Below are 23,739 nucleotides of genomic sequence, written 5' to 3'. Positions count from 1 at the left end.
AGCCTTCGGGTCATCGTTGCGACTAACCTAGACCGACGATTGGGCAATGACCAGTGGTCGGGATCAGTTGAATAACAGCAAATCGCGGCATTCTGCGATGGCTGCCTCGGCGCGGGTTTCAGCCCAGACCGCGTCGGCCCCGTCGATGGTATATGCGGCGCGTGTCAAAAGCATCGCATGGGCTTGTTTCGCGTTAATCCGCCAGTCCATCACGCGAATACGATCCGTGTCAGGCATTATCGCATCAATGAGCATGAGCATCATTTCGCGGTCCTGTTCAAAGTCGCCCGCATCGCTTTTTCCAAAGAGCCACGAATGTTCCATTTGTGCTGAAAAACGGCCGGCGCAGATCGCGAATATCCGAAGGTCTTCGTTGGCCGCATTGTTGAGCGCTGGCGCGGGCAGGGCCCCGACCAGCATGAAAAACACCGCAAGGAAAGTTTTCAAACCGCTCATGATTTGATCTTTTATGACAAATTTATGTCAATCAACTGTGCAGTTTGGAAACTATCCCAATGCACCTAGGACGCGAAAAGGTGCAGGGGCCCGCACTTTCGTGCAAGCCCCTGTCAATTTGTTCAATCTTTTCAGATAGATCAGAGTGCGATGGACGCAGCCGATTCCGGCAGTTCCTCGTCAAAGCAGCGCTGATAGAACTCTGCCACGGTCTGGCGTTCCAACTCGTCACATTTGTTGAGGAAGGTCAGGCGGAACGCATAACCAACATCACGGAAGATCTCTGCGTTCGCAGCCCAAGCAATCACGGTCCGCGGCGACATAACGGTCGACAGGTCGCCGTTCATGAACGCCGTGCGGGTCAGGTCAGCAACGGTCACCATCTGGCTGATGATCTTGCGGCCCTTTTCGTTGTTGTAGTGCGGTGCCTTCGACAGAATGATCGCCGCTTCGGCATCGTGGCTGAGGTAGTTCAGCGTCGCGACGAGCGACCAACGGTCCATCTGGGCTTGGTTGATCTGCTGGGTGCCGTGGTAGAGGCCAGTGGTATCACCAAGGCCCACAGTGTTCGCAGTCGCGAAGAGGCGGAAATACGGGTTCGGCGTAATGATTTCGTTCTGATCCAAGAGGGTCAGTTTACCATCATGTTCGAGAACGCGCTGGATCACGAACATCACGTCCGCACGGCCCGCATCGTATTCGTCGAATACAATCGCAGTCGGGTTGCGAAGTGCCCACGGCAGAATGCCTTCGTGAAATTCAGTAACCTGTTTGCCGTCTTTCAGTTTGATCGCGTCTTTACCGATCAGGTCGATACGGGAAATGTGGCTGTCGAGGTTCACACGAACGGTCGGCCAGTTCAGGCGGGCCGCGATCTGTTCGATGTGGGTCGATTTACCCGTGCCGTGGTAGCCTTGAACCATCACGCGGCGGTTATACCCAAAACCAGCCAGAACAGCCAAAGTGGTGTCTGGGTCGAATTTGTAGGTCGAGTCGATCTCTGGCACACGAGACGTGCGTTCGGCAAAGCCTTTAGTCTTCATATTGCTATCGATACCGAAAACTTCGCGAACGTCGATTTCTTCGGTGGGCTTTGCGTTCTGGTCGAGCATGTCGAACCTTCCTTGCGTCTATCGTTTACCGACCGCAACATAACCGTCCAGACGGCGAGGAAAAGGGGGTCGTGACGTATTTCCTCCGAAGGTGCCGGTGGGCCGCGTTTCGAAACAGTCCGTTTCGACCATAACAGTCGTCCCAATCGGCGTTTTCTGCCATAAGATGCGCATGATGCGCGCTGTTTATCACCACCTGCAGGACCTGCGGCACACTGTGCGAGGCTTTTGGTCATTGACCGAAGGCGAGCAGCAGCTTGTCACGGCCTATGTGATGACCTGTGCCTTTGGCGCCGGCTTGGGGCTGATGACGGTGACGCATATGTCCCACGGCTCCATCCTAGAAGGCGGATTGACGCTCTATCATCGTTGGATCGTGCTCTGTGGTGCGTTGGGCTGTGGCCTTGCGCTGAGGCTCGCGGGGGACCGCATGGGGCAATCTGGGCCGAACGGGTTTGCGCGTGGGATGCTCGGCGTGATTTGGGTCAGCGTGGTGGGCGCTGTGATTGCGGGAACGCTCGCGCTGCCGTTTTACGGCACGATGTTCGGGCCGTTCACTTTGGCAATTATGTTGGTGAGTTCGCCGATGCTGGCACTGATGTGGTTTGCCAATTTGCTGGCCTCCCATCTCTTGATTCGCAATTGGCGGACGGAACAGGATCGCCTGTTCGCCCGCCTTGCGTGATTATTTGTCTTTAAAGCTACGGCTCGCTTTAATCTGATCCCAAGCCCAAACGACTTCGGTCAGCTGCTCCTCTTGGGAACGGTCGCCGCCGTTCATGTCAGGGTGAAGAACCTTAATCAGCGATTTATAGACCTTGCGGATTTCCGCCTTGGTCATGGTGTCCTTCACATCGAGGATCTCAGTCGCGCGGCGTTCGGTCGGCGGTAGGCGACGGGTCGCACCGCTGGTCTTACCTGGGTTGCGGGTCGCGTTTTCGCCCAGAACCTGATGCGCGTCTTCAATGCCGAGACGTGCCCAAGCGCGTTCTTCCACCGTTTTCTTGAACGGCTTCGTTTCGCGCTCCCAAACCTTATCTTTGGTCATCTGGGCGTTCAATTCGGCCTCAGTCGCCGTCTCGAAGAAGTTCCACTTCAGGTTATATTCCCGAACGTGATCCTTACAGAACCACAGGAATTCATCGAGGATATCGGGCGATTTGGGCGCGCGGTATTTGCCGGATTCTTCGCAACCTTCGTGGTCGCAGACCCGCGTTGATGTTTCGATCGCACCCGACATGCCACGACGGCCACGGGGGTTTTTCTTTTTAGAGGCAGACACCGAAATGTCGAACCCAAACGGATCAGTCTTGGACATGTGCAGCCTTATCTTTCCGACTCGGACGGGTGAGTTTAAGCCGTAGGACGTGAGATTGAAGGGGGAAGGAGAAAAATATGTCCCTTGCAAAAGAGATCGAATCCCGTCTGGTAGCGGCTTTTTCCCCAGAAGTGGTTGAAGTTATTGACGAAAGCGAAGGCCATCGTGGCCATAGCGGATATCAAGAGGGCGGCGAAAGCCACTGGCGCGTACGGATCAAAGCCCCAGCATTCGGCGCGATGACTCGTTTGGCCCGCCATCGTGCGGTCCATGACGCCATTGGCGCCGATATTATGGGTCGTATTCACGCGCTCGCCCTCGAGATCGACTGATTACTGCGCAGCGACAGTAGGTTCAGTCGGGGCAGGCGTTTTGGGCGCGGTGGTCAATACGGGTTGCGCTGGAACGGCGGTCTGGCTCGGCGTGACAGTTGCATCGACCGCTTTCTTTTCGCGGCGAAACACCAGCATGTGTTGTTCGACCATGCCTTTGGACCGAAACCCGCTGCGTTCCTCAACGGGCAGCGTTTCTGCGCGCTGGTATTCCCAGCCGTCACGACCCTGTTGGTTCATCAACTCTTGGAGCGCGTGGGCATAGCGGTCTTCGGTTGTCTTTAGCCCTTTGACCTTTTCGGCGCGTTTGGGTGCTGGCACCACCTTGTATTCGTAGATCATTTCATAGGCCCCCTAATTCGACCGCAGGACTATAGCGGCTTTGCGTAACAGGTCCAAGGCGGGAAAGACGGGTCCACATCACAAAAAAGGGCGCCCCGAAGGCGCCCTTTGATCCGTCCCAGATGGGAAAGATTATTCAGCGAAGGTCGCAAGGAACGCCGCGATGTTTTCAGCGTCAGCCTCTTGGCGCACTTTGAAGGACATTTTCGAACGAGCGGAGTTCGAACCGGTGGTGCTGCGCAGCCAAGCGGTCGGGTCCTGCATATAAGCAGCCAACTGTGCTTCGTCCCAAGCAGCGACGAACTCTTGGGCTGCAACGATATCGTCACCATAGCTAAAGCCATCTACGGAACCCGGTGCGCGACCGATGAGGCCAAAGAGGTTCGGACCAGTTTTCGCGTTACGGCCAGCGAGAACTTCGCCTGCTGCGTTCTGAACAACGTGGCAGGATACGCACTGACGATTGAAAGCCTGTTCACCAGCGGCTGCGTCGCCTTCGGCGAGAACCGGAGCGGCGAGAACAGCAAAGGCAGTAGCGAGCTTAAGGGTCTTCATGGAGTAACTCCCATAGGTTTCGAAGCAAACATTATGCTTCTTTGATCTGGCGCGAAGGTAGTCTCTTTTCAACCTGAGGCAAAGCCCCTTGCGCCAATCGGTCGCGCCTACTTTGGTGGGAGAGACAGGGCTGGCATTTTGTGCAGGTTTTTGGCACATGGCGCGTCATGGACACGCGTATTGCAGCTTGGATTGATGGTGCATTGCAGCCTCTCGATAAACTCGAGGTGCATCAGCGCGGGCTGCGTCATCCTGCGATCAGCGTCTTTATCACGGGGCCAGAGGGCATTCTGCTGCAACGTCGCGCGGCGGCGAAATATCATACGCCGGGTCTATGGGCGAACACCTGCTGCACCCACCCCCACTGGAACGAAGCCCCCGCCGATTGTGCGCTCCGCCGTATCGACGAAGAGCTCGGGATCACAGGTGTCGATCTCACGTGGCGGGAGCAGGTGGAATACCGCGCCGATGTCGGCAACGGTTTGATCGAACATGAGGTGGTTGAGGTCTACGTCGGCCACGGCACCCCTGAGGTGACGATCAACCCTGATGAGGTTTGGGAAACCAAATGGATGACGCTCGAGGCGCTCGACGCGGCCCTTGCCGCCACGCCAGAGGCCTTTACCCCGTGGCTGCGGATCTACCTCGCCGATCACCGTGACGCGATATTTGGGTGATTACTGGCTCTCTGGGATCGGAAAGATCGTGTCGTAAAGCCAGTTAAAGACAAACGCGTAGCTCAGGTAAAACAGGCCGAGCGAGATATCCATCATCAGCGCGGTCCAAAAGCTGACACCCAGATAGATTGCGATAAAGGGTGTGAGCAGGGCGAGCAGACCCAGTTCGAGCAGGATGGCGTGAAGGATACGGATCACCACTGTCTTATGCACCGTTCCGCGAAATCGCAGCATCGCGTGATCAAAGCCCCAGTTGTAAAGGTAGTTAAACACCATCGCGATTGTGGCACTGACCACAGTCACGACGCCCATGCTGTGCATCGGCTGGTGAAAAACCCACGCGCCGACAGGTGTCGCAACACAGAGCGCGATCACTTCGAAGCTAAGGGCGTGGCGGATACGGTCGGCTGTCGTGCGCATGGGGCGTCCAAATGAAAACGGCGGCCCATGGGACCGCCGCTCATCATAAATCGGGTTGTATCAAAGACCCAGTTTTTTCATGACCAAAGCGTTCACTGCAGCAGGGTTTGCCTTGCCGCCTGTCGCCTTCATGACTTGGCCCACGAACCAGCCAGCCAGTTTCGGGTTGGCTTGCGCCTTTTCGACCTGAGCGGGGTTTGCAGCGATGATCTCGTCAACGGCAGCCTCAATGGCACCCGTGTCGGTTACCTGTTCCATACCTTCGGTCGCAACGATCTCTTCTGGATCGCGGTCTTGGGTATAGGCGATCTCGAACACGTCTTTCGCGATCTTGCCGCTGATTTTCTCAGACTTGATCAGGCCAATGATCTGACCCAGACGCGCCGCCGAAATCGGGCTTTCGGTGATGTCTTTTTCGTCTTTCTTCAAACGACCAAAGAGTTCGTTGATCACCCAGTTCGCGGCGAGTTTGCCGTCGCGGCCTTCTGCAACCTCTTCAAAATAGATCGCGTTCGGCACTTCGGCGGTCAGCACCGATGCGTCATAGTCCGACAGACCAAAGTCGTTGATAAAACGTGCTTTCTTTTCGTCGGGCAGTTCGGGCAGGGTTGCTGCGATGTCGTCAACCCAAGCCTGTTCAATCTCCAGCGGGAGGAGGTCGGGATCAGGGAAGTAACGGTAATCGTGCGCTTCTTCTTTGGAACGCATCGAACGGGTTTCGTTCTTGTCCGCGTCGTAGAGACGGGTTTCCTGAACGATTTCGCCACCATCTTCGAGGATCGCGATTTGACGACGGGCCTCAAAGTCGATTGCCATCTGAATGAAGCGCATGGAGTTCATGTTCTTCAATTCGCAGCGCGTGCCGAGGTGACCGAAGTCGCCCGTTTCCATGAATTTCTCGTAGGCACCGGGACGGCAGACGGAAACGTTCACGTCTGCGCGCAGGTTGCCGTTTTGCATATTACCGTCACACGTGCCGAGGTAGCGCATAATTTGGCGTAGTTTGCCGACATAGGCCGCAGCTTCTTCGGGGCCGCGAATGTCGGGGCGGGACACGATTTCCATCAGTGCAACGCCTGTGCGGTTGAGGTCGACGAAGGACATGTTCGGGTCCATGTCGTGGATCGATTTACCCGCATCCTGTTCGAGGTGGATACGTTCGATGCGGACCTTACGTGCGGTGCCGTTGCCCATTTCGACCAACACTTCACCTTCGCCCACGATGGGATGGTAAAGCTGGGAAATCTGGTAGCCCTGCGGAAGGTCAGGGTAGAAATAGTTTTTGCGGTCAAACGCCGACCAAAGGTTGATCTCTGCCTTCAGGCCCAGACCTGTACGAACGGCTTGTGCCACGCAACCTTCGTTGATGACGGGCAGCATACCAGGCATGCCCGCGTCCACGAATGCCACGTTAGAGTTCGGCTCTGCGCCGAATTCAGTCGAAGCCCCAGAGAACAGTTTTGCCTTGGTCGCGACCTGCGCGTGCACCTCAAGGCCGATCACGAGTTCCCAATCGCCGGTCGCCCCTGCGATCACTTTGGGTTTCGGAGCTTCATAAGTGAGGTCGAGCATCGTTTTGTCCCTTTTCCGCAACGGTTCTCTCTTAGGGTTTTGGGGCGGGCGCGGCAAGGGGCGGGGCGGCGGACTTCGGCCTAAAAAGCACCCCAATTTACAAAATGACTCGACCTAAGGGCGATTGATCGCGCAACTATGCGGCGATTGAAACAATTGCTGCCTGAACATGCGTCCCTTTTTAATGATTGCCGCCGTTGCCCTGTCGGGCTGTTTGCAGGTTCCTTTTCTCCCGTCCACGCCAGAGCCCGAACCGCAGGCTTTGCCGTTGATGGGCTGGGATATCCATCCCGAAGGCCCTGAGTGGACGGAAGCAACGCTCGACGCGATCAACGCGCATGGCGAGGTTTTGTTGTCTCTGGTGCCTAAAGATATTGACGAATGGTGCCCCGGTTACATTGAGGCCGATACCGAAGATCGCGCCGCGTTTTGGACGGGCATGTTCTCGGTCCTCGCCAAACATGAAAGCACATGGAACCCGCGTGCCGCTGGCGGAGGAGGGGCTTGGATCGGTTTGGTCCAGATCGATCCACGCACAGCCAAGGGCTATGGATGCAACGCGCAATCCGCCGAAGAGCTAAAAGACGGTGCCGCGAACCTGTCCTGCGCCGTTCGGATTGCAGCCCATACGGTTCCGCGCGATGGATATGTCGGCACAGGGTCCGAAGGGTTGGCGGCCGACTGGGGGCCGTTCCATAGCGAACGCAAGCGATCAGATATGGTCAACTGGACCCGTTCGCAGCCATACTGCGCCGGATGATCCGAACCGCTGCCATAGTTCTGACGTTTCTTGGGGCACTGCCCGTTGTTGCGCAATCGCTCGCCGATGCGCCGCCGCCCGTCGTGCGGCCTGCGACACTATACGTGCCACCTCCCGCGCCGATTTACATCAGCGGCCCGATCACCGACGCCCCGCGACCAACCCGACGGTCGTTCTATATCCCTCGGGCGCGGTGGGATCATCGGGCAGGCACGCAGCGATGGTCTTTGGCACTGATGGGGGCGCTTGCGGGGTCGGCGTCGGGGCTCGCCAATACAACGCCGCGTGACATTGACGATTGGTGTCCTGCCTATGCGGAAAACCCGCCGCACCTGCGTCGTGCCTTTTGGGTCGGCATGATGTCGGCGTTAGCCAAACACGAAAGCACATACCGCCCCGAAGCCGTTGGCGGGGGCGGACAGTGGTTTGGCCTTCTGCAGATTTCGCCACCTACAGCGCGGCATTACGGGTGCCTTGCGCGGGATGGTGAGGCGCTCAAAGACCCCGTTGCCAATCTGGGATGTGCTGCACGGATCATGGCGATGACGGTTCGTCGCGATAACGCGATTGCCATCCGCGATGGCCGCTGGCGCGGTGTGGCCGCCGATTGGGGACCAATGACAGACCCAGCGAAAATCGCAGAAATGTCGGCTTGGACCCGCAGGCAGAGCTATTGCGTTCCGCTCAGCTCTCACCGACCCGTGGCGCGACCCGCAGACCTAGAGGCGCGGATCGCAATGATGGAGGGTTAAGCCCCCAACATCCGCGTGACCATTTCCGTCATATCGCGGCTCAGGCCATCCGTGGCGAGCATCCGTTCTAGTTCCGCGCGGATCATGGCCTGACGGTCCTCGTCATATCGTTTCCACGTATCGAACGCCGTTGAGACCCGCGCCGCCGTTTGCGGGTTCGCCGCATCTAGTTTGATCAGCCAATCTGCGAGCAGACGATAGGCGCTTCCGTCTGGGTTATGGAACCCAGCCGTGTTCCCTGCGAGCGATGAGAACAGAGCGCGGAACCGGTTCGGGTTGCGCCAGTCAAACGCATCATGCGCCGCCAGCCGTTTCGCGGTCGCGGCGGCGTCCTCTGGTTCGGCAAGCCCAGCCTGCAGGCTGAACCATTTGTCCATGACCAGACGATCCCCATGCCAGCGACGCTGGAAGTCGTTCAGTTCATCGTCGCCCGCCCCAATTGACACGAGCGCCGAAAGTGCTGCGAGCTCTTGGGTCATGTTGTTGGCCGCCGCGAACTGGCGCTGGGCGGTTGCGCCCGCGTCTGTCAGGGTGATGTAGGACAAGGCCGCATTGGTGAGCGCACGTTTGCCCGCATCCTCGGCTTTGGGGCTGAAATCGCCCGTAACCTGATGGAGCAGGTAAAGGTTCGCCAAGGTCGCCCCAGCATGGTCCGCAATAGCCCGTTTGAGGCGTTCGCGTTCGGCGTAAATCTCCCACGGATCAGGCGTATAGCCCCCCGCAGAGAGCGCCTGCGCGATGTCATCCACGCTCGGTAGTGCGAGGAGGAGGGCGCGGAACGCAGGGTCCAGCGCCTCATCCGAGATCGCAGCGTTCAGCGCGGTCAGGAATGCGCCATCAACCTCAGCATTTTCGATCACCATCAGGACCAATAGGTCGCGGGCAAGGCTACGCGCGGCTTCCCATTTGTTGAACGGGTCCGTGTCGTGGGTGAGTAGGAACTGACGGTCCTCAACGCTCTGATTATGATGCAGAATTACGGGCGCAGAGAATCCGCGCAGGATCGACGGAACAGGCCGAGCGGCGAGCCCTTCAAAAGTGAACACCTGTTCGCTTTGAGTCATTTCCAGAACGGTGGTCGTGACAACTTCATCGCCGTTTTGGCTCAGAAGACCAACGGCAATCGGTAGTACCATCGGCTGTTTGATAGACTGACCGGGGGTGGCGGCGATATCTTGACGGAGGCGAAGGCTATAGGTGCCATCGGTGAAATCATCGCTGACATAGACATGCGGTGTGCCAGCCTGCGAATACCACAGTTTGAACTGGCTCAGGTCGCGTCCCGTCGTGTCCTCGAACACTTTAATCCAATCCTCAATCGTGGCGGCCTGACCGTCGTGACGATCAAAATAGAGGTCGAGCGCGGATTTATACGCCTCGTCACCGACCAACCGTTTCAGCATCCCGATCACCTCGGCGCCTTTTTCATAGACGGTGACGGTGTAGAAGTTGTTGATCTCAACAAAGCTTTCTGGACGGACGGGATGGGCGAGGGGGCCTGCGTCCTCGCGGAACTGGCGGGCGCGCAGAGTGATCACATCGTCGATCCGTTTGACCGCATGGGACCGCATATCGCCCGTGAACTGCTGGTCGCGGAAAACGGTCAGTCCTTCCTTGAGGCAAAGCTGGAACCAATCGCGGCAGGTGATGCGGTTGCCCGTCCAGTTGTGGAAATATTCGTGGGCGATGATCGCCTCAATCCGTTCAAAATTCGCGTCGGTTGAGGTCTCGGGCGAGGCGAGGACGCAGGACGAGTTGAAGATGTTCAACCCTTTGTTCTCCATCGCGCCCATATTGAAATCATCCACGGCGACGATGTTGAACACGTCGAGGTCGTATTCACGGCCATAAACCTCTTCGTCCCATTTCATCGACCGTTGCAGCGCGCCCATGCCAAAGGCGCATTTGCCGATATCAGATGGGCGCACCCAGATGTTCAGGTCGACATGGCGACCCGATTTGGTGGTGAAATCCCCGCGGTGGTTTAACAAATCGCCCGCGACCAAGGCAAAGAGGTAGGCCGGCTTTGGCCAAGGGTCCGACCATTCCGCCCATCCATCGCCCGCGCCCATAGGGTTGCCGTTCGATAGCAGCACGGGCAGATCGCTTTCGATCCGAACGGTGAACGGGGCCATTACGTCGGGACGGTCGGGGTAGTAGGTGATTTTGCGGAACCCTTCGGCCTCGCATTGAGTGCAATACATGCCGTTCGACATATAGAGCCCTTCGAGAGCGGTATTGGTGATCGGGCTGATCTCAACCTCGGCTTCCCAAACAAAGGCCGCATCGGGCGCGTCGACTTCAATCCCGCCGTCAACATCGCGCACAACGACAGGGGCGCCGTCGATGGTAGCAGAGATCAATTTCAAGTTCTCGCCATGCAGGAAGAAACGACGATTAGGGCTGTCAGGGTTCGGCGAAAATTCGATCCGCGATAGAACTCGCGTCGTCGTATCAGCCAGACGAAACGTCAGATGCACGGTGTCGACCAGATACCCGAACGGCGTGTAATCCTTGAGGTAAATGGTCTGAGGGGCGGCGTTCGTCATCTGCGTCTCCTGCGTGTGGGCTGCAAAACACTGGCGTTTTGCGGGCAACGTTCTACTTACCTATTGCGGAACCCGCGAGGCTTCAACGGTCGCCGTTTCGCGGTGCAGATTAGGCCTTGGGCAAAACGATACAATGTCAAAAATACGTAAAAAATCTGATTTCCCGTCAAAGGTTTGCGCCACCTGCGGGCGGCCCTTTGTTTGGCGGAAAAAGTGGGAAAAAGTTTGGGATGAGGTGCGCTATTGTTCCGACCGTTGCCGGTCGGACAAGCGCAAGGCTTCGGCCTCTTAGACCGCTAGTTTCGCGGCATAGGCCCCCAGCTGGTCAGCGACGATGCCCCAGCCGTCAAAGAACCCCATCTCTTTGTGCTGCTGGGCTGCTTCAACACTGCGATGGCGCGCTGTCGCGGTATAGAGCGTCTGACCGTCCTCTGTGTCCTCAAGCGTGATGATTGCGGTCATGAACGGCTCTGGGTTTGGCTTCCAACCTGCGGTGTAGGTGTCTGTAAAGACGAGCTTTTCACCCTCAATCAGTTCCAGATAGACGCCATTGTTGTCCATCATGTTGCCTTCGACGTCAAAGGTCATATTGCAGTGACCGCCAACCCGAAGATCAATGTCGCATTTGGCAACGCGGTGGGGCGCGGGCACGAACCAATGCACCAGATGTTCCGGCGTCGTCCAGCAGGCCCAGACCGCTGATCGCGGGGCGGGCAGAACGCGGCTAAAGGACAAATCAGTTTCGGTGAGTTCGGTCATGTCAGAAGGTCCTTTGGCGAGGTGTCGCGCCGACTATTCGCCCGCCGAGAATTCCAATCAACTATAAAATGAGCAAACTGCGCGTTGTTTCAGCCCTGCAAATTTGCAGACGACAGTCTCCTACGCTGAGCCTTTTCATGACTTTCATCAGCGGCTAACGTGGAGGGCAACGCAGTAAGGGCAGGCAATCATGACGCGTCCCGTCATTGGAATTATTGGCAACTCCGCACTTTTGAACGACAGCTATCCGACGCACGCTGGTGGCACGATGAACTCTTGTGCGGTGTCGAACGTGGCGGGATGTATTCCCATGATCATCCCCGCCGATCCCGATTATGTGACCGTGAATGAACTCTTAGAGGTCTGTGACGGGTTTCTGCTCACGGGTGGGCGGCCCAATGTGCACCCCAGCGAATACGGTGAAGAAGAAACCGCAGCCCATGGTGATTTCGACCGTCGTCGCGATGCGATCACCTTGCCGCTGGTGCGGGCTTGTGTGGAACGGGGTCAGCCCGTTCTAGGGATTTGTCGCGGGTTCCAAGAGGTGAACGTCGCGATGGGCGGCACGCTCTATCCAGAGATCCGTGACCTTCCAGGGCGCACCAATCACCGCATGCCACCTGATGGTTCGCTCGAAGAGAAATTCGCGCTGCGCCATGTGGTGACGCTAAAAGAGGGCGGTGTGTTCCATCAGCTTTTCGGCACGACACAAGTCATGACCAACACGCTGCACGGGCAGGGGATCAAGGACGCGGGTTCCCGTGTGGTGATCGAAGGCTACGCGCCCGATGGCACGCCCGAAGCGATCTATATCAAAGATGCGCCAGGGTTTACCTTGTCCGTTCAGTGGCACCCCGAATGGAATGCCGCGAATGATCCTGTGTCGCGCCCTCTGTTCACCGCCTTTGGTGATGCCGCGCGGGCTTGGGCCGCGGGCGGTCAGACCGCCCTACGGGTTAGCGCTTAATCACAGACGGATGAGTTGCGCCTCGTGCTTTTTCAGGCAGCGGCGGGCCGTGTTGCCATAGCTGTTTGGCATCGCACGAAGTTCTGGGAAAATCGCAAAGAGTTCTTCGCGAGCTTCGTCTTTAATCGCGGATAGACCAACATCACCGGGGTGGAAGCTCTCGGTCGCTGCACCTTCGGCAAAGACGATCTCGTGCTGGTCGAACATCATGTGGATGTAGGTGACCATGCCGCCTTCTTCGCGGGTGACTGCCTTATTGTCGATGAGGTGACGCGCGGAAACGAGAACCTCGGTTTCGCCAAAGAGCAGTTCAGCGCTGTAGCCTTGGAACAGCATGCGGTGCTGTGGGGACACCAGTAGATCGGATTCGAGACCCGTCAAAACGTTCGGGCGAATACGAATTGGTGCAAAGCGATCAATTGCAGGAACCGTGCGCGACTGGATCCAGCGGATCGGCTGAAGGCCGTGGTCGCGGGTTACAACGAGGTCGCCTGGACGCAGAGTTTCAATCGGGCGAGCGCCACGCGGGGTCGCAATGCGTGTGCCTGGTGTGAAGCAAATGATGTTCTCGATATCGGTGAAGTTCAGCAGCGTGCCGTCATCGAGTGTGACCGAACCAGAGAAACTGCCCGTGCCATCATCGGTCGCGACGAGCGTCGAACGGTCGGCCAACATGCCCAGTTGCAGCGTGTCGCCAGCGCCTTCGCCCGTGTTGCCACCGTCGATGGTAATCGTGCCGTTACCCGTTTCGAGGTAGTCTTCGAGGATAAAGAGGTCATCGCCGTCGCCACCCGAGACGTTATCGCCTTCGGCAAAGGTGATCGTATCATTGCCAGCGCCGCCATAAAGAACGTCAGCACCTGCGCCGCCGATAATGGTGTCGTTACCGTCGCCAGCCACAACCGTATCGTCGCCGTCACCCATCGAAATGGTGTCGTCGCCTGCGCCCGTATCAACGGACTGAGACCCACCTGCACCAGTGACGGTGTCGTTACCGCTGCCCGTGATAACCTGTTCGATCTCAAAGAAATTGATTTGATCGGTGCCAGAGGTGACAGAGCCATTCTCAGCCGCGTTGAAGACAACGGTCGCATCTGTGGTCAGGCTAGAGGCATCGATCACGTCGCCGTTGGTTTCGCCCGTCTCGCCACCCACGGCAGAGTCAGAGCCGCCGCCAACTTCAAAGACGAAGGTGTCATCACCCGCTTCACCACGGAGTGCGTCATTGCCTGCGCCGCCATAGAGCGTGTCATTGCCGTCACCACCCGAGGCTAGGTCGTTTCCTGCGCCAGCATAGATCGTGTCGTTGCCAGCGCCAGCTTCGATAACGTCACCGTCGCCAGAGAAGGTCGGTAGAATATTGTCATTCGCATCAACGTGATCACCGTCAGGATCGCCGTTGTAGGAGGCATCAATGATGTCATTGCCAGCGGTGCCCGAAACTGTGCCATCAGACAGCGGCACACCAATCGCACCCAGTGCGAGCGGGTTCGACAGGAGGGTCGGGGACACACCATAAAGCGTGATGGTTTCGCCGTTCGGGAACAGCAGTTGCGCGCTGCCACCGTTGTCTTGGACAACGACGTCCCAGATGTTGACGGGGTCGCCATTGGCGTCATGCAGGTCGGACACGTCGATCTGGTCGTTGCCAGAGAAGGTGCCGTCGCCGTTGTCGGTCGGGCCTTGGAAACCGTAGACCGTGTCGCTGCCGTCGCCATCCGAGAAGATGACCGTGTCAACTTCGGCGTCAGGTGTGGTCGAGGCAGGCTGGCCAATAGTGTAGGTGTCATCACCTGCACCTGCATCAATCACATCCGCGCCCGCACCCGTCGAGAACAGGTCATTGCCAGCAGAGCCGAAAACGGTGTCGTCGCCTTGGCCTAGCGATATGCCTTCGACCTCGGTGAACGATAGGGTGTTGGTGCCGTCCGTCAGGGTGCCAGATTCTGGGGTCGATAGGTTGACGGTCGCATTGCCGGTAAGCGCTGTTGCATCGACAACGTCGCCATAGCCTGTTTCCCCAGTGCTGCCAGCGTCAAAGGTATCGTTGCCAAAGCCGTCGGTCAGAACCAGCGTATCGCTTGCGTCGCCGCCGTAGATAACGTCATTGCCTGCGCCCGCGTCGATCCGGTCGAGGCCAGCTTCGCCATAGATGGTGTCGTCGCCGATACCTGCGAGGATCGAGTCATTGCCCGCGCCAGCTTCGATGATGTCGTCGTTCGCGCCTTTGTTAGCCAAAACGTTGTCGGCATCGTCAACGCGGTCGCCATCAGGGTCGCCGCTATAGTTCGTGTCGATAACGTCATCGCCCGCGGTGCCAGAGATGGTACCGTCAGAAAGCGGAACACCAATCGCAGCGAGGGCGAGCGGGTTGGTCATGACGGTCGGATCAACGCCGTTCAGCGTGATCGAGGTCCCGTCGGGGAAGTTCAGTTGTGCAGAGCCGCCGTTGTTGGTGACGGTGATGTCATGAACGTTTACCGGATTGCCTTGGCCATCGGTAAGGCCGCTGACGTCGAGTTGGTCGAGGCCTGTGAATGTGCCATCGCCATTCGGGGTCGGCTGCGCGAAATCGTAGACGTAGTCATTCCCATCGCCATCATTGAGGATGATGAGGTCAGCATCTGTGTCCGCACCAAGGTGAATGGTGTCGTTGCCTGTGCCGCCGTCGACGGTATCCGCGCCTGTCCCTGCAAAGACAACATCATCGCCCGCGCCAGTCGAGATGCTATCCGCGCCCGCGCCTGCATCCACTGTCTCAGCCGAAAGGGTGCCTTCGCCGCTGGTGAACTGGTCGTCTTGGCCCGTCAGCACAAAGTTCTCGATCTCGACAAAGTTGGCGATGGTGCCGCTTGCGCCTGCCGAAACTTGGCCAGATTCAAAGCCTGTTACGTTAACAGAGACCCCAGATGTCGCGATGTTCGAGGCGTCGATAGTGTCATAATCGGTGCCCGTTTCGCCACCGTAGATCGCGTCCAGACCGTTGTTGTCGTCCAAGAGGAACGTATCTTGGTCTTCCGCGCCCGAGAGGGTGTCATCGCCCGCACCACCGCGTAGCGTGTCATTCCCAACTTCGCCATACAAAAGGTCGTTGCCTGCGTCGCCGACCAAGAGATCATCGCCAGCGGAGCCGTATGCAAGGTCATTGCCGTCACCGCCGTAAATGGTCGAGCCAGTGAGGTAAGCCGTGCCGCCGATATCGTCGATGACGTCGTCGCCAGCGCCGCCGTAAACGGTGTCCGCGCCTTCGCCGTAGAAAATCGTGTCGTTGCCGTCGCCACCAAACATGGTGTCGTCGCCGTCACCACCGTAGAGGTAGTCATTTCCTTCATCGCCGTAAACTTGGTCGTTGCCAGCGCCGCCGACGATGGTGTCCACACCGATGCCGCCGTAGACGATGTCGTTACCATCGCCCGCGTCGATGTTGTCGTTACCGCCCGTCGTATCAGGGATGGTGTCAAAGTAAACGTCAGTGACGTTGATACGGTTCGAGACGTTCGTGCCGATGTTGTCGAATTCGATCTCGATGCGGGACACAGGGCCCGCAATGTTCACGAGGATCGAACCGAGGTCTTGGCCAGGGGTTTCGTTGACCGCAACAGGGTTTGCCGTGACGGTTTGACCGCTTACGGTATCGTTGCCGCTGGCCGTGATGGATACAGTGACAGGATTGTTGTTGATGTCATAGGCGCGCAGGATAACGCGGTCTTGCCACCCGTTGGTGTCGATGTCGTTGATGCGGAAGGTGACGTTTTCGACGGCGTTAGAGTAGCCAGAGCCCGCTTGGGCGTTAAACGTCAGGGTGCTGGTGCTGACGTTGGCGCCACCGTTACCGTTGATTTCAAGGCTGGAGACGCCGTCAAACGGTTCGCCGCTGCCGACATACATGGCCTCATCAGTGCTGGTCGTTGTCGACTGAAGCGCGCCATCGTTGTTTTGGCTGAACGTGACATTCATCGACCCAGTGGATTGGGTGAAGCCGCCAGACAAGTTGGTGTTGTTGCCCCAAGCGCCGTTGTTGGTCCAGCTCAGGTGCTCTGTGTTCGATGTTAGCGTCGCGCTGGCGCCTTCGCCGTAGATGGTGTCGTTGCCCAACCCACCAAGGATAGAGTCATCGCCAACGCCGCCTTCGATCGTGTCGTCATTCGCGCCGCCATCAATCCTGTCGTTGCCAGTGCCACCAAAGATTTGGTCGTTGCCGTCGCCGCCAAGGATGCTGTCAGCGCCCGCGCCACCATAGACCGTATCAGCACCAGTGCCCGCATTGATGGTGTCATTCCCATCTTCGCCATAGACGATGTCCGTTCCAGCACCAGCTTGGATAGAGTCATTGCCCGTGCCGCCATAGATGACGTCGTTGCCGTCGTTCGCGATAACTGTGTCGTCGCCGCCGTTGGCGTAGATCGTGTCGTTGCCCGTGCCCGTTGTCGCTGTGGTGGTGTTCGTGTCGTAGATCAGGTCTGAACTGTTGGTGCCGACGATATTCGCATCACTATTGGTCGTGCCCATGATGATGCTGAAATTGGGGTGGGAAGCGACGTTGAAATTGTAAGCGCCCGACTGAAACGACCCGCTCGGTACGAAATAGACCGATCCGTTGGTGGCGAGGTAGTAGGTGCCGTTCACCGTCGTGGTGTTCACGATAATGAGGAACGTGTTGTAGTTATACTCGAGAGAGCCCGTGCCGATTGTCTGGGCGGCCGTGAACGAAGTCGCGGTCGTGGACACCGTATCATTGGTGTCCAGGGACGTTCCGTTCAAACTAACGAGATAACCAGTAGGCATCGTACTTCCACACTATTCAGCGCAATCGAATCGGACTGCGGGCATTTCCTTGAGAATAGGTATGGGTAGCTACTGGGGCGTTAATTGGGGCCTATCGTGGTGAGTCCGTGGCGAATTGGGGCATAATTATGTCCAAAAGGTTAGAAAATTTACTCCATTTGGAAACAGTTCCTTTCTAGACGAAGCTATAATCGCGCCACAGAGGAAGGCTCCGAGGCCTTTGTTTCGTCAGGCTGAACAATGCATTGGCCAATGCAGGCGCCGCTGGGGGTGTTCCTGGTTCTCCTACGCCACCGATGTGAGGTGCATTTTCCAGAACATTTACTTCAATTTTTGGGCAACTCGCCATGCGGAGGCCGTCGTAGTCGGGGAAGTTGAACTGATCGACTTCGCTGTTTGTGTGGGTGATCTCTCCGTGGATGGCGGCGGATAACCCGTAGATGCATCCGCCCATCATCTGGGCCTTGATATTGTTCGGGTCGAGGGCGACGCCCGGATCACATGCAATCCAGACGTTTTCGATTTTGATGCCTCGGCCTGTGTCACGCACTTCGATGACTTGGGCCACGGGCGTGCCGAACGAATAGGTAAACGCCACGCCGCGCCCGACGCCCGCGGGGAGCGGACTAGTCCAGTTCGACATGTCGCGAACTGTTTCGAGGACTTTGGCGCTGGGCGCGTGTTCTGGGGTAATGAGTTCCAGACGAAACTCAATCGGATCGCGTCCCGCAGCATGGGCCATTTCGTCGATAAAGCTGTCAAAGAAGAAGCCGCCGTAGCTCGCGCCAACGGACCGCCAGAACCCAACGGGTACATCGAGGTCGGCTTTGTATCCACGGACCCGATAGTTCGGAATGGCATAGGGCTGGTCGTATACGCCCGCGACCAGCTCAGTGTCAGGCCCACCCATCGCACGACCGAGCCAGCGTTCCATCGCTTGATGCGAACACGATGGCGCTGCGACATCGGCGGAGAGCATCACCGCTTTGCCGTCCTGCACGGTGCCTGACAGTCTTGCGATTGCGGCAGGGCGGTAAAAATCGTGCCGCATGTCCTCTTCGCGGGACCATGTGACCTGAACGGGCGTGTCGGGCATTTCACGTGCTACTCGCGCGGCGAGGACGGCAAAGTCATATTCCCCACGTCGTCCAAAACCGCCGCCCATAAGGGTCGTGTGCACTGTGACTTGCTCTGGCTCTAAACCAACGGCCTTTGCGCACCAATCGCGCACGAGGATCGGCCCTTGGTTCGGGGACCAAAGCTCTAGTGCGGTGCCGGAGTAGAGCGCGGTGGTCGTCATCGGCTCCATCGTCGCATGGGCGAGGAAGGGGACGCGGTATTCGGCGGTGATCTCGGCTGGAACGCTCTCAACATCGCCCTCATCGCGGGCGGTGCTGTTCGGGGCGCCGTCAAACGCCTGTTCGATGACGGCAAATTGGGCCTCAGTGTTGGCAGGGTAGGTCGCGTCCTCCCAGTCAAAGACGATTGCATCAGCCGCCTGCATGGCGAGCCACGTATTCGTCGCCACAACGGCGACACCATCACCAAGGTCGATGATCCTTTCAACCCCATCCATCAGCAGCGCCTCAGAGGCATCAAACTCACGCATGCCAGAGCGTTTGGGGTTCATCTTGACCGTTGCGAACCTCATGTCGGGCAAACGCACATCGACGCCATACATCGCGGTGCCCGTCGATTTCGCGACCATGTCGGTGCGGGGCTGCGAGGTGCCTAGGATTTTCCAGTCGCTCGGATCACGGAGCGATACGTTTCGCGCAGGCAAGGTAGCGGCGTCGGTCGCGAGGTCGGTATAGGGTATCGTTGTGCCATCGGGCGCGATGACCATGCCCGTTTCGGTCCGCAGGTCTGTCGCCGCGACGTTCAGCCGTTTGGCCGCCGCCTCGATCAACATTTGCCGTGCCTGCGCACCCGCTTCGCGCATTTTTACATAGGCGTCGCGGGTTGAGGTTGAACCGCCCGTCACCTGAAGGTTCAGGAATTTCGCAGCATTCCCAACAAATTCGGCTGCATCGTGCACCCAAGGTTTGCGTTGGTAGTCGATCACAGGGATCGCGTTGCCCAACAGCGCTTGGTTGAAATACGCCTTCGCGGGGGGACCATGGATCACTGTGATCTGATCGAGCGTGACATCCAGTTCTTCTGCGACAAGGGCTGCCAGCGTGGTCTGAACGCCTTGGCCCATTTCCGCGCGGGGGGCGACAATCGTGATGCCCGAGGCGTCGATGATCACATAGGCATTTAGCGCGGCACCTGTGTCAGGAGTCAGCGGGTTTGGTGGCGTTTCGACCATCTTATAATAGCCGAAAGCTGCGCCGCCTGTGACAGCAACAGCGCCAAAGAGAAACGTGCGGCGAGCGATTTTACCGATGCGGGACATGATCACGCCTCCTGCAGTTTTTTGGCGGCGTCGTGGATCGCGGCGCGGATACGGGGGTAGGTGCCACAACGGCAGAGGTTGCCGTTCATCGCCTCGTCAATGTCGTCGTCGGTGGGGGCTGTGTTCTGCGCGAGGAGGGCGGCGGCTTGCATGATCTGGCCTGACTGACAGTAGCCACATTGCGCGACCTGATGATCGATCCACGCCTGTTGGACCACGGCAACGGCATCTGGCGTGCCGATCCCTTCGATGGTGGTGACGGCGCCCCACACATCGCCGAGCGCGACCTGACAGGACCGAACGGCCTCCCCATCAATGTGGACAGTACAGGCACCGCAGGCCGCAACGCCGCAGCCATATTTCGTGCCCGTCAGGTTGAATGCGTCCCTCAGCACCCAAAGCAAGGGCACATTATCGGGCAAGTCCACCGCATGAGCGGTCCCATTGATCGTCAGTGTCCGTGCCATCATCGCCTCCTGATTAATACGAAGGATATAGGGCCGACTTTATCCGCTAAAAGGTCAGCTTACGTGACGGCGGCGTGTTTTTTGTATTGAGGATCGTCCCAAAGGCGGTTGGTCATGACTTCCGCGATGATCTCCACCGCGCGGTCGATGTCGTCCTCAGAGAGATAAAGCGGTGTAATGCCAAAGCGCATGATGTTTGGCGCACGGAAATCACCAATGACGCCACAGGCAATCACGGCCTGCATTGCGGCATAGCCGTCGTCAAAGGCGAAAGAAACCTGCGATCCGCGCTGGGCAGGGTCACGCGGACTGACAAGGGTGAGCATCGGGCTGGCGGCCTCGACCCCTTTGATGAACCGTTCTGATAGCTCGATGGAGCGTGCCCTAAGATCGTCCATGTCCACCTCGTCCCACACATCTAGCGCCGCGTCCAAAGCGGCCAGCGCCAAAACGGGTGGCGTGCCGCAGCGCATCCGATCAATGCCACCGCCAGCGCGATAGTCGGGATCAAAGGCAAAGGGTGCCTCGTGGCCGAGCCAACCAGAGAGGGCAGGGCGGCAGTTTGGGGCAAGGTCGGGGTTGACATAGATGAACGCAGGCGCACCCGGTCCGCCGTTGAGGAATTTATAGGTGCAGCCCACCGCGAAATCGACGCCGCTCTCGGTCAGGGCGACGGGCAAAGCGCCCGCGGAATGCGCGAGATCCCAGATGACCAATGCGCCGACCGCGTGGGCCTTGGCGATGATCGCGGCCATGTCGTGTTTGCGGCCCGTGCGGTAATCGACCTCTGTCACCATCACGACGGCGACCTCATCCGTGATGGAATCAATGACCGCTTCAGGTGCCACGGTTTTCAGGCAGTGACCTTTGCCGATGGTCCCAATCAACGCCTGCGCCATGTAGAGATCAGACGGGAAATTCCCCGTGTCCGAGAGGATCACCCGACGGTCGGGACGAAGGTCTAACGCAGAGGCCAGAGCCTGATGCACTTTGATCGACAGGGTATCGCCCATCACAATTGTTCCTGCCGCCGCACCGACGAGGCGTCCAACGCGATCCCCGATCCGACGCGGGTCATCCATCCAGCCCGCCTTATTCCAAGCGGTGATCAGCATGGCACCCCATTCATCGGCCATTCGTGCGGCAACACGAGCCGAAGCCGAGCGCGGCAGCGGGCCGAGGGAGTTTCCATCCAAATAGATCACGCCCTCGGGCAGATCGAACATATCGCGGGTTTTTGAGATATCAGTCATGGCACGATGGAAATATAGTGCCGTGCGATTTGGCAAGCCCTACCGCGCCCACCTGTCGCATGACGTGACGCGAAATCGGGCGTGACAGTTCATCTGCGTAGAGTCAGGGTTGGCGCATGAAACTGATTGATATTCCCCCCGTCTGGTTGGCCCTGTGCATCGCGCTCGCGTGGTGGTTGGGTATGAATGATCCCTTTGATCTGTCGTTGGAACATCCTTTGACGCAGTTGCTGTCAGGCGTTTTGATCGGTGGCGGTGTGATTTTGATGCTTCTTGCAGTCGTTGAGATGCGGAAATGGCGCACGACCTTCGTACCACATCGCGTTCCGACCCATTTGGTGCAGTCGGGCATCTTTAAGCGGACCCGCAATCCTATTTATCTGGGCGATGCTTTGGTGCTGGCTGGGGCGATCCTCTGGCTCGATGCGCCTATCGCATTGCCATTATTGCCAATTTTTGTCTGGTGGATCGAAAAGCATTTCATCATCCCAGAGGAAAATCGGATGCGAAAAACGTTTCGCGCGGATTTTGCGCGGTACTGCCTAAAAACCCGACGCTGGTTGTGAGCGTTAACACTCTAACACCTTGTTCAGTATGCATTTGTATACTTTGTAACCATCGCTTGTGAAATAAAATTGCTTTGGGTATGCGGTTCTGGATGAGGAAATTTTAAGGGGGATTGTCCGTGAAAATCGGCGCACCTAAAGAGATACTCGAGGGCGAAAACAGGGTCGCTATGACACCTGCTTCGGCTAAGGATCTACAGAAGCTAGGTTACGAGTGCGTAATCGAATCCGGTGCTGGCGCAAATGCTGGCTTTTCCGACGAGATGTACAAAGAGGCTGGTGTTGAAGTGGTGAAAACCGCTGCGGCGCTGTTCAAAGCTGTCGACATCGTTGCAAAGGTCCGCATTCCGACCGACGCAGAGATCAAGCGTCTGTCCAAAGGCCAGACCATGATCACCTTCTTTAACCCTGGTGCAAACGAAGAGGGCCTGAAACTGGCTGCTTCGAAAGGCGCCAGCGTTATTGCGATGGAAATGGTTCCGCGTATCTCGCGCGCTCAGAAGATGGATGCGCTGTCGTCGATGGCGAACATCGCGGGCTACCGTGCGGTTATCGAAGCGGGTAACAACTTTGGTCGTTTCTTTACGGGTCAGATCACCGCTGCTGGTAAAGTTCCCCCTGCGAAAGTTCTGGTTGTTGGCGCTGGTGTGGCTGGTCTGGCTGCAATCGGTACCTCGACTTCTCTGGGTGCAATCACCTACGCATTCGATGTTCGTCCCGAAGTGGCCGAGCAGGTTGAATCGATGGGCGCAGAGTTTGTGTACCTCGATTTCGAAGAAGAACAGCAAGACGGCGCCGCAACAGGCGGTTACGCATCGGTTTCTTCGCCTGAATTCCGTGAAGCTCAGCTGAAAAAGTTCCGCGAGCTGGCACCGGAAGTCGACATCGTGATCACCACCGCGCTGATCCCGAACCGCGAAGCGCCAGAGCTTTGGACCGAGGACATGGTTCAGGCCATGAAACCGGGTTCGGTCATTGTTGACCTTGCTGCTGAAAAAGGCGGCAACTGCAAACTGACCGTCAAAGACGAAAAGATCGTGACCCCGAACGGTGTGACCATCATCGGCTACACTGACTTCCCGTCGCGCATGGCGGCTCAGGCATCGACCCTCTATGCGACGAACATTCGCCACATGATGACCGACCTGACCCCGAACAAAGACGGTGTCGTGGTTCACAACATGGAAGACGACGTGATCCGTTCGTCGACCGTCACCCACGAAGGCGAGATCACATTCCCGCCGCCGCCGCTCAAGATTCAGGCGATTGCTGCGAAATCGCAGGAAAAACCGAAAGAGCTGACACCCGAAGAAAAACGCGCTGCAGAAGTCGCCGCGTTCAAAGCACAGACCAAACAGCAGGTTACTCTGCTGGCTATCGGTGGTGCGATCCTTCTGGCGATCGGTCTGGTTGCTCCAGCGTCGTTCATGCAGCACTTCATCGTGTTCGTTCTCTCGGTCTTCATCGGTTTCCAAGTGATTTGGAACGTGAGCCACTCGCTCCACACTCCGCTGATGGCTGTGACCAACGCAATTTCGTCGATCATCATTCTGGGCGCTCTGATGCAAATCGGGTCCGGATCGTGGTTGGTGATTATCCTCGCCGCGCTCTCGGTCTTTATGGCCGGCATCAACATCTTCGGCGGCTTCCTCGTGACACGGCGCATGCTCGCCATGTTCCAGAAATCGTAAGGAGTAGG

At 57.7% G+C, this 23,739-nt stretch carries 22 protein-coding genes; 9 read left to right on the top strand and 13 right to left on the bottom strand.

Going from position 1 to position 23,739, the window contains the following annotated elements:
- Positions 1–63 precede the first annotated feature (63 nt).
- A complete protein-coding gene (locus AC07ED_RS08725) occupies positions 64–456 on the bottom strand; it encodes a hypothetical protein (protein ID WP_105235445.1) in 393 nt (130 codons plus the stop codon).
- Positions 457–596: 140 nt separating this feature from the next.
- Positions 597–1,568 carry a cobaltochelatase subunit CobS gene (cobS, locus tag AC07ED_RS08720; RefSeq protein WP_105235444.1) on the bottom strand — a complete coding sequence of 324 codons (972 nt, stop codon included), beginning with the start codon at positions 1,566–1,568 and terminating at the stop codon, positions 597–599.
- Between the two features lie 172 nt (positions 1,569–1,740).
- Between cobS and AC07ED_RS08715 the strand changes: the two genes are divergently transcribed.
- A complete protein-coding gene (locus AC07ED_RS08715; RefSeq protein ID WP_211096396.1) occupies positions 1,741–2,253 on the top strand; it encodes a hypothetical protein in 513 nt (170 codons plus the stop codon).
- On the opposite strand, the gene AC07ED_RS08710 is transcribed toward AC07ED_RS08715, so the two are convergent.
- Complete coding sequence (locus AC07ED_RS08710) at positions 2,254–2,886, bottom strand: J domain-containing protein (protein WP_105235442.1); 633 nt, start codon at positions 2,884–2,886, stop codon at positions 2,254–2,256. It abuts the gene before it with no gap.
- A 77-nt stretch (positions 2,887–2,963) separates the two neighbouring features.
- Here AC07ED_RS08710 and AC07ED_RS08705 point away from each other — a divergent pair, with 77 nt between their 5' ends.
- Positions 2,964–3,218: a BolA family protein gene (locus tag AC07ED_RS08705; protein WP_105235441.1), complete on the top strand. Its 255-nt coding sequence runs from the start codon at positions 2,964–2,966 to the stop codon at positions 3,216–3,218.
- On the opposite strand, the gene AC07ED_RS08700 is transcribed toward AC07ED_RS08705, so the two are convergent.
- Entirely contained in the window at positions 3,219–3,560 is a 342-nt protein-coding gene (locus AC07ED_RS08700; RefSeq protein ID WP_105235440.1) for a DUF4177 domain-containing protein, read from the bottom strand.
- Between the two features lie 132 nt (positions 3,561–3,692).
- Positions 3,693–4,115, bottom strand: a complete 423-nt coding sequence (locus AC07ED_RS08695; protein ID WP_105235439.1) for a c-type cytochrome — start codon at positions 4,113–4,115, stop codon at positions 3,693–3,695.
- A gap of 167 nt (positions 4,116–4,282) precedes the next feature.
- Between AC07ED_RS08695 and idi the strand changes: the two genes are divergently transcribed.
- Positions 4,283–4,792, top strand: coding sequence for an isopentenyl-diphosphate Delta-isomerase (idi, locus tag AC07ED_RS08690; protein WP_105236369.1), 510 nt, complete (start codon positions 4,283–4,285; stop codon positions 4,790–4,792).
- On the opposite strand, the gene AC07ED_RS08685 is transcribed toward idi, so the two are convergent.
- Positions 4,793–5,212: a PACE efflux transporter gene (locus AC07ED_RS08685; protein ID WP_105235438.1), complete on the bottom strand. Its 420-nt coding sequence runs from the start codon at positions 5,210–5,212 to the stop codon at positions 4,793–4,795.
- 60 nt (positions 5,213–5,272) lie between these two features.
- Positions 5,273–6,784, bottom strand: coding sequence for an Asp-tRNA(Asn)/Glu-tRNA(Gln) amidotransferase subunit GatB (gene gatB / locus AC07ED_RS08680; protein WP_105235437.1), 1,512 nt, complete (start codon positions 6,782–6,784; stop codon positions 5,273–5,275).
- Positions 6,785–6,953: 169 nt separating this feature from the next.
- Here gatB and AC07ED_RS08675 point away from each other — a divergent pair, with 169 nt between their 5' ends.
- Both AC07ED_RS08675 and AC07ED_RS08670 read left to right on the top strand, forming a co-directional pair.
- Positions 6,954–7,544, top strand: coding sequence for a lytic transglycosylase domain-containing protein (locus AC07ED_RS08675; RefSeq protein ID WP_105235436.1), 591 nt, complete (start codon positions 6,954–6,956; stop codon positions 7,542–7,544).
- Entirely contained in the window at positions 7,541–8,296 is a 756-nt protein-coding gene (locus AC07ED_RS08670) for a transglycosylase SLT domain-containing protein (RefSeq protein ID WP_105235435.1), read from the top strand. The genes AC07ED_RS08675 and AC07ED_RS08670 overlap by 4 nt, the downstream gene beginning before the upstream one ends.
- Here the strand turns inward: AC07ED_RS08670 and pepN are convergent.
- Positions 8,293–10,845 carry an aminopeptidase N gene (gene pepN / locus AC07ED_RS08665; protein ID WP_105235434.1) on the bottom strand — a complete coding sequence of 851 codons (2,553 nt, stop codon included), beginning with the start codon at positions 10,843–10,845 and terminating at the stop codon, positions 8,293–8,295. The genes AC07ED_RS08670 and pepN overlap by 4 nt on opposite strands.
- A gap of 133 nt (positions 10,846–10,978) precedes the next feature.
- On the opposite strand from pepN, the gene AC07ED_RS08660 reads away from it, so the two are divergent.
- A complete protein-coding gene (locus tag AC07ED_RS08660) occupies positions 10,979–11,137 on the top strand; it encodes a DUF2256 domain-containing protein (protein ID WP_082959408.1) in 159 nt (52 codons plus the stop codon).
- On the opposite strand, the gene AC07ED_RS08655 is transcribed toward AC07ED_RS08660, so the two are convergent.
- Complete coding sequence (locus AC07ED_RS08655) at positions 11,134–11,604, bottom strand: SRPBCC family protein (protein ID WP_105235433.1); 471 nt, start codon at positions 11,602–11,604, stop codon at positions 11,134–11,136. The two genes, AC07ED_RS08660 and AC07ED_RS08655, sit on opposite strands and share 4 nt — an antisense overlap.
- Positions 11,605–11,794: 190 nt before the next feature.
- Here AC07ED_RS08655 and AC07ED_RS08650 point away from each other — a divergent pair, with 190 nt between their 5' ends.
- Complete coding sequence (locus tag AC07ED_RS08650; protein ID WP_105235432.1) at positions 11,795–12,571, top strand: gamma-glutamyl-gamma-aminobutyrate hydrolase family protein; 777 nt, start codon at positions 11,795–11,797, stop codon at positions 12,569–12,571.
- On the opposite strand, the gene AC07ED_RS08645 is transcribed toward AC07ED_RS08650, so the two are convergent.
- The 4 genes from AC07ED_RS08645 to kynU form a co-directional block, all read right to left on the bottom strand.
- A complete protein-coding gene (locus tag AC07ED_RS08645) occupies positions 12,572–17,332 on the bottom strand; it encodes a Hint domain-containing protein (RefSeq protein ID WP_158664532.1) in 4,761 nt (1,586 codons plus the stop codon).
- A gap of 199 nt (positions 17,333–17,531) precedes the next feature.
- On the bottom strand, positions 17,532–19,754 hold the full coding sequence (locus tag AC07ED_RS08640) for a xanthine dehydrogenase family protein molybdopterin-binding subunit (protein ID WP_105235430.1): 2,223 nt from the start codon (positions 19,752–19,754) through the stop codon (positions 17,532–17,534).
- Between the two features lie 2 nt (positions 19,755–19,756).
- Positions 19,757–20,221, bottom strand: coding sequence for a (2Fe-2S)-binding protein (locus AC07ED_RS08635; RefSeq protein WP_105235429.1), 465 nt, complete (start codon positions 20,219–20,221; stop codon positions 19,757–19,759).
- A gap of 59 nt (positions 20,222–20,280) precedes the next feature.
- Positions 20,281–21,474: a kynureninase gene (kynU, locus tag AC07ED_RS08630; protein ID WP_105235428.1), complete on the bottom strand. Its 1,194-nt coding sequence runs from the start codon at positions 21,472–21,474 to the stop codon at positions 20,281–20,283.
- Positions 21,475–21,590: 116 nt separating this feature from the next.
- Here kynU and AC07ED_RS08625 point away from each other — a divergent pair, with 116 nt between their 5' ends.
- Both AC07ED_RS08625 and AC07ED_RS08620 read left to right on the top strand, forming a co-directional pair.
- Complete coding sequence (locus tag AC07ED_RS08625) at positions 21,591–22,040, top strand: methyltransferase family protein (RefSeq protein ID WP_105235427.1); 450 nt, start codon at positions 21,591–21,593, stop codon at positions 22,038–22,040.
- Positions 22,041–22,159: 119 nt separating this feature from the next.
- The gene (locus AC07ED_RS08620; protein WP_105235426.1) at positions 22,160–23,731 is read left to right on the top strand and encodes a Re/Si-specific NAD(P)(+) transhydrogenase subunit alpha; all 1,572 of its coding nucleotides are present in this window, start codon (positions 22,160–22,162) and stop codon (positions 23,729–23,731) included.
- Positions 23,732–23,739: the final 8 nt, after the last annotated feature.

The organism is Aestuarium zhoushanense (genome assembly GCF_056431045.1).
Note: the sequence above shows the minus strand (reverse complement) of the source record. Positions and strands in the feature narration are given on the sequence as shown.